We start from the raw sequence: 6,538 nt of genomic DNA, 5'->3' as shown, positions 1-6,538 counted from the left end.
ATTACGTTTTCAAGTTTAATTATATTTCATGTTTCCTATTTTAAGCCAATATATAACACATACTCTTTTACAACTTTATGATCCTTATAATAGGAAAAACTCAAATATAAAACAAGTAAGGAGGACATAAATGACAAATAATAATTGTTTTGGTCATAACCACTGCGATAATCCGATTGTTTTCACTCCAGATTGTTGTAAAAATCCACAGTCAGTTCCTATTACTAGGGAACAATTAAGTCAATTAATTACTTTACTAAACTCATTAGTATCAGCTATTTCAGCATTTTTTGCAAATCCAAGTAATGCAAACAGATTAGTGTTACTCGATTTATTTAATCAATTTTTAATTTTCTTAAATTCCTTATTACCTTCTCCAGAAGTTAATTTTTTGAAACAATTAACTCAAAGTATTATAGTTTTATTACAATCTCCAGCACCTAATTTAGGACAATTGTCAACATTATTGCAACAATTTTATAGCGCCCTTGCACAATTCTTCTTCGCTTTAGATCTTATCCCTATATCCTGCAACTCAAATGTTGATCCTGCAACTTTACAACTTCTTTTTAATTTATTAATTCAATTAATCAACGCTACTCCAGGGGCGACAGGTCCAACAGGTCCAACAGGTCCAACAGGTCCAGCCGGAACCGGAGCAGGTCCAACGGGAGCAACAGGAGCAACAGGTCCAACGGGAGCAACAGGTCCAACAGGAGCAACAGGCCTAACAGGAGCGACAGGTCCAACAGGAGCAACAGGCCCAACAGGAGCAACAGGAGCAACAGGTCCATCAGGAGTAACAGGAGCAACAGGCCTAACAGGCCTAACAGGAGCAACAGGTCCAACAGGTCCAACAGGTCCAACAGGAGCAACAGGTCCAACAGGAGCAACAGGCTTAACAGGAGCAACAGGTTTAACAGGAGCAACTGGTGCAACTGGTGGCGGAGCTATTATTCCATTTGCTTCAGGTACAACACCATCTGCGTTAGTTAACGCGTTAATAGCTAATACAGGAACTCTTCTTGGATTTGGATTTAGTCAGCCTGGTGTAGCTTTAACTGGTGGAACAAGTATCACATTAGCATTAGGTATAGGTGATTATGCATTTGTAGCACCACGCGCAGGGGTTATTACGTCATTAGCTGGTTTCTTTAGTGCAACAGCTGCATTAGCTCCAATATCACCTGTTCAAGTGCAAATACAAATATTAACTGCACCTGCAGCAAGCAATACGTTTACAGTACAAGGCGCACCTCTTTTATTAACACCAGCATTTGCCGCAATAGCGATTGGTTCTACAGCATCAGGTATCATAGCTGAAGCTATTCCAGTAGCTGCTGGAGATAAAATACTACTGTATGTTTCGTTAACAGCAGCAAGTCCAATAGCTGCAGTTGCTGGATTTGTAAGTGCAGGTATTAATATCGTTTAATTTGTTACAATGTTTAGTAGGAAATTAAACAGGGGTTTGTATATAGTCCTTCCTAATAAATTTAGGAAGGACTATATTTTTTGGGGAAATAAGTAATAAATCAATTGAACAATTACTCTTTGTTAAGTTCGTATAAAAAAGTATAATTTACCCTTTCTCATTTAAGGAATAAGTTATGTAACTTTAAAAATTTCCAATCAGCAAAAAAAGATGAATTCTTTTAAAAGAATTCATCCATAAAATAAACTATTTATTTTTATTACAGTTACATCCTTTTTTCTTTACATAGCCTTGCTCGGCTAAGTCTCTTTGCGATTGGGAATTGGAAGATTGAGAATTGGAAGATTGAGAGGATGCTGAAGAGCTACTATTTTTATTATAAGAGTAGTTTTTTCGATAGTTATAATTACTCATAGTACTATCACCTCCAATTTAATATATAAATATTATATGTATGTACACTATCAATTGTTACTATTTTTAATAGGAAGAGAAGATACAATAAAAAAATCTCCTTGGTATTTTCCTAGGAGATAAATGATGATTCTTTTGAAAATTTCCAAATTAATAGCCCCAGTAAAGAGGAAAGTAATAAGAATCTTGGTGATACGGATTATGTTGTTGAGCGAGGGGCTGGGTTGGATAATTTTTCATTTCACGGTTTTGATTGCAGTTTGCCGGAGGACCAATTACAGTAGTTGATTGAATAGGGGAAACCGCTTGTTTCCATTGTTGTTCATTGAGACAGTAAGTATGGGCCAACATATGAGCCGGAGTTAACCTTAAAATGTCAGAACCGAAAATAACTTCTGGAGTTGGAGCATTGAAAATAGCTAATAAATGAGTATTATCTGCTGTAGCAATTTCATAATGCCACCACGCTTGTGGAATGTTGGCAACTTGCCCGGGGTTTATCGGTAAGTTTAATATTTGATTCGTAAATGGATTAAGTAAAGAAACAACAGCAGACCCTGAAATACAATAAACAAGTTCAGCTGCATTTTGATGAATATGTGGTTCTACAACATTTCCTGTACTTAAATAAATATCTAATAAAGAAATATTTTCTAAAGTATTTAATTGTTTAATACCAAGTACATTTATATAATTTTGGGCATCTTTCCGAAAAAAATTACTTTTATTTACATCATAAGTAAAATTGGTTGAGGGGGAGGTATAGTCGATGTTGGCAGTCAATTGTATTACCCGCCTTTCTATAGGTAAGTTAGGTTACAAAATTAGGATATGTGTCTAGTCTTTGTTTTGTGCTGTTGTCGGTAGTTTAATAAATTTACTTATTCTATAAAGAATAAGGTGTTAAGACCAAACTATATTCGTATTCCCATTCATACTTTGGATTGATGGAAAAAAGTAATGAAAATGTTAATTTAAAATTACATCAATCATTTATAAGGAGTGAATGTTCATGTCATTTAGTGAAATGATTAGAAATGAAGTGCTCAGCTGGGCGGGTGTTTCTGAAAAACCGCATCGATTTGGTGGTATTGAAATAAATTATGGTAAGAAAGAACTTGGCCATCTTCATGGTGATAAATTAGCTGATTTACCATTTCCGAAGTTAAAGCGAGATGAATTAGTGAAGCAAGGATTGGTAAAACCACATCACGTATTACCTGAATCAGGATGGATCAGTTATTATTTAAAGAGTGAAGAGGATATTCCATTTGCAATTGAGTTATTTCGTATGCAATATGACCGAATTAAAAAGTAATGAAATAAAGTAGGGTAATAAAAATTTATTTTCATGTCACATCCCTCCTTAATCGTTCGTCTTGTATGTAGAACGATAAGGAGGGATTTTATTATGAATACATTTGATGTAGCAATTATTGGCGGTGGGCTTGCTGGATTAACAGCATCTATATATTTAGCGAAAGCTGGAAGGAAAGTGATTGTATTAGAAAAGTCTAGTCAATTCGGTGGCCGAGGGATGACTATAAATAAAAATGGAATCTGCATGAATCTTGGTGCACATGCTTTATATAGAGGCGGGGCAGCGTTTATAACTTTTAATGAGCTCGGTATGAATCTTTCAGGTGGAATACCATCTGCAAAAGCACATGGAATATGGAAAGGGGATATATTCACCATCCCAACAGATTTTCGCTCAATTTTATCAACACCACTACTTTCTTGGTCTGCAAAAGTACAATTCTCACGTTTTATGATTCGTTTAGGAAATTTAGATGTACGAGAAGTTCCGAAAATGAGTCTAACTACATGGGCAGAAAATGAAATAAAAGATCCAATGGTTCGCAATATATTTTATACGCTATGCCGGACAACAACATATACGTTTGCTCCTACAATACAATTAGCATCATCTGTGCTAAAGCAAATACGGCTTTCTATAAAAGAAGGAGTGCTTTATGTAGATGGTGGTTGGGAGACGATAATAACAAAATTAAGAGCTATAGCGAATGATGTCGGGGTGCAATTTTTGGCTAAAAAGCATGTTTTGGAAATAGAGCATTACGAAGATAAACAAAGAATACATTGTGTTGATGATGAGGTTTTTGAAGTAGGTACAGTCATCGTGACGACTCCGCCTAAAGAAGCTTGTAAAATAATAAAAGGTGCAGAAGGAACAAGCTTGCATAGATGGAGTGAACAATCGGTACCGGTTACTGTTGCTGCATTAGATATTGGCTTAAGACAATTACCCAATCCTACACATCAATTTGTATTAGGATTAGATCAACCTATATTTTTCACAAATCAATCGAGAGCAGCTAAATTAAGTGAAGATGGATCAATTGCAGTGAGTCTAATTAAGTACCATAATCCTGTGCTAGAGATGAATCATATTCATGAAGATAAAGAACAGTTGGAAAGTACGATGGAGTTGTTACATCCAAATTGGAAAAGAGAAGTTGTTGCACAGCAATATTTACCGAAAATAACAGTAGTACATGATTTTCCTCATATTGACCGTGTTGAAAAGCCGGGTCCTAATATACCTGAAATGCCAGGTGTTTATGTTGCAGGAGATTGGGCAGGGCATGATGAAGTATTAGCTGATGCTGCGGTAGCAAGCGGGAAACGAGCAGCGTTACACATTTTAAAGCAATATGAAAGTGAGGCAGTTCATCATGGAAACGGAGCAGTTATATGAAGCGTATCAACCATTATTATTTTCGTTAGCATACAGAATCCTTGGGAGTGTTATGGATGCTGAGGATATCGTTCAGGATGTATTTATCTCGCTAAATAATATAGAAGATCCTCAATCTATAGAAAATATGAAAGCATATTTATGTAAGATGGCGACAAATCGTTCAATTGATAAATTACGATCGGCAGCGCATAAACGTAACGTGTATGTAGGGATGTGGTTACCAGAGCCAATTGTAGAAGAGAGTGATGAGCCATCAAAGTCATTTATAATGAAAGAATCCCTTTCCACCGCATATTTATTACTTTTACAACAGTTATCTGAGGTAGAAAGGATTGTTTTCATATTAAGAGAGGTTTTCAGTTATGAATACGAAGAAATAGCTTCAATTGTTGATAAGAGTAGTGTGAACTGCAGGAAGATCTTTCAACGTGCTCGAAAAAGCATGTTGGAGAAACCGAAGCAATCAAAATTAAGCACGGAGAAAATGGCTTCTTATGTTGAAAAGTTTGTATCATCATTACAGTGTGGGGATGCGGAAGGTATGTTAGAAGTATTAAAAACAGATGCTATACTCAAAGCTGATGGTGGCGGTAAAGTTACGACTGCGATCAATCCGATTTATTCTGCAGATCGAATTATACGTTTGTTCTTTGGGATTGCACAACGATTGAAAGAAGAGTACACTGTTGATTTCCAAATGGTTAATGGTATACCAGGAGTTATAGTTACGATAAATAATAAAGTAACATATGTTCTTTCGTTTGCATTTGATGATGAGAAGATTTCAAATATTTATATGATGGTTAATCCTGAAAAACTTATGCATTTAAATGTAAAAATATAAAAAAGCGCATTTCTTTAGAAATGCGTTTTTTTATTATTTTTCTAACATTTCAAGAGGTACATCTTTTTCGCCAGCTACCTCAAATTTAATTTCCCCGTCTTCTTCATAAATACGTGTAATAATCGGTATAGTAATCATTAATTTTTTATGCTGCTTTCGTTTTCGAGCAGCATCTAAGCTAATCACGTTCATTTGTAAGCATCCTTTCTTCTGGAAATATATAAACAAAGAAAATGCGTCCGAAAAGGGCGCTTAATTGAATTTGAAATACCGATTCATTTAAATGGGGTTTATATAATTTAATAACTGCAATTTTAATATGAAATAATATGAATGGAATAATTGCACGTAGAAATTAACTTTACCAAAAAACGAAACAATATGCTATAAAAAATTATAAATCTTTGTCATATAACAGGAAAAAGGTTTTTGTTTCGCATATAATAAAAAATAGACGGGCAGCAAGAGCTTTTTCATCATATTGCTTGGAAAGGCGATGAAAAGAATGGATACAGTAGATTCATTATTATTGCAACTTGAACAATATGGAGAAGAGCATGATCGAAATAAAAAAACAAGGGAAGAAAAACTACGGAATGTTTCTCGTGAGATGGGGCAATTTTTATCAATTTTAGTAAAAGGGTGTAATGCAAAAAATATCTTGGAAATTGGAACTTCTAATGGTTATTCTACATTGTGGTTAGCTAATGCGGTAGAAGAAACAAATGGAAATGTAACAACTGTAGAGCTTTCTTCAGAACGAGTTGGAGAGGCACTTGTCAATTTTGAAAAGGCAAACCTGTTACAAAGAATCGATATTCATAATCAAGAAGCAGGGGCATTTTTAGATTCCAAATTAGATCATTCATTTGATTTTATTTTCCTAGATTCAGAGCGCACGCAATACATGTGGTGGTTTGAGCATATAAAACGTATGTTACAACCAAAAGGTTTTCTTGTTGTTGATAATGCAACTTCTCATGCGAGTGAATTAAATGAGTTTATAAAAATGATTGAAGAAGATGATACGTTTGAAACGGTGTTATTAGCGTTTCAAAAGGGAGCATTTGTAGCTCGCAAAAATAAATAGAAGTGAGTGTAATAGAATTATCACATTGAA

At 34.9% G+C, this 6,538-nt stretch carries 7 protein-coding genes; 5 read left to right on the top strand and 2 right to left on the bottom strand.

The features are described 5' to 3' along the window. Nucleotides 1-130: 130 nt before the first annotated feature. On the top strand, nt 131-1,435 hold the full coding sequence (locus ACO6VI_RS27680) for an exosporium glycoprotein BclB-related protein (protein ID WP_202626572.1): 1,305 nt from the start codon (nt 131-133) through the stop codon (nt 1,433-1,435). Nucleotides 1,436-1,999: 564 nt separating this feature from the next. Here ACO6VI_RS27680 and ACO6VI_RS27675 read toward each other — a convergent pair. Then, the gene (locus tag ACO6VI_RS27675; protein WP_098840542.1) at nt 2,000-2,632 is read right to left on the bottom strand and encodes a cupin domain-containing protein; all 633 of its coding nucleotides are present in this window, start codon (nt 2,630-2,632) and stop codon (nt 2,000-2,002) included. A gap of 229 nt (nt 2,633-2,861) precedes the next feature. On the opposite strand from ACO6VI_RS27675, the gene ACO6VI_RS27670 reads away from it, so the two are divergent. From ACO6VI_RS27670 to ACO6VI_RS27660, 3 genes are all read left to right on the top strand, one after another. Then, nucleotides 2,862-3,167, top strand: a complete 306-nt coding sequence (locus ACO6VI_RS27670; RefSeq protein WP_000010319.1) for a luciferase family protein — start codon at nt 2,862-2,864, stop codon at nt 3,165-3,167. Between the two features lie 93 nt (nt 3,168-3,260). Beyond that, on the top strand, nt 3,261-4,571 hold the full coding sequence (locus ACO6VI_RS27665) for a phytoene desaturase family protein (RefSeq protein WP_098840541.1): 1,311 nt from the start codon (nt 3,261-3,263) through the stop codon (nt 4,569-4,571). Continuing rightward, a complete protein-coding gene (locus ACO6VI_RS27660) occupies nt 4,549-5,418 on the top strand; it encodes a sigma-70 family RNA polymerase sigma factor (protein ID WP_098840540.1) in 870 nt (289 codons plus the stop codon). Before ACO6VI_RS27665 ends, ACO6VI_RS27660 begins: the two co-directional genes overlap by 23 nt. A 33-nt stretch (nt 5,419-5,451) precedes the next feature. Here ACO6VI_RS27660 and ACO6VI_RS27655 read toward each other — a convergent pair whose 3' ends face one another. After that, nucleotides 5,452-5,610 carry a hypothetical protein gene (locus ACO6VI_RS27655; RefSeq protein ID WP_001100984.1) on the bottom strand — a complete coding sequence of 53 codons (159 nt, stop codon included), beginning with the start codon at nt 5,608-5,610 and terminating at the stop codon, nt 5,452-5,454. A 304-nt stretch (nt 5,611-5,914) separates the two neighbouring features. Here ACO6VI_RS27655 and ACO6VI_RS27650 point away from each other — a divergent pair, with 304 nt between their 5' ends. Next, nucleotides 5,915-6,508 carry an O-methyltransferase gene (locus ACO6VI_RS27650; protein ID WP_098840545.1) on the top strand — a complete coding sequence of 198 codons (594 nt, stop codon included), beginning with the start codon at nt 5,915-5,917 and terminating at the stop codon, nt 6,506-6,508. Nucleotides 6,509-6,538 lie beyond the last annotated feature (30 nt).

The sequence above is a fragment of the Bacillus sp. PSXD-155 genome, assembly GCF_049310765.1.
In the GTDB taxonomy this organism is placed as follows: Bacteria; Bacillota; Bacilli; order Bacillales; family Bacillaceae_G; genus Bacillus_A; species Bacillus_A cereus.
Note: the sequence above shows the minus strand (reverse complement) of the source record. Positions and strands in the feature narration are given on the sequence as shown.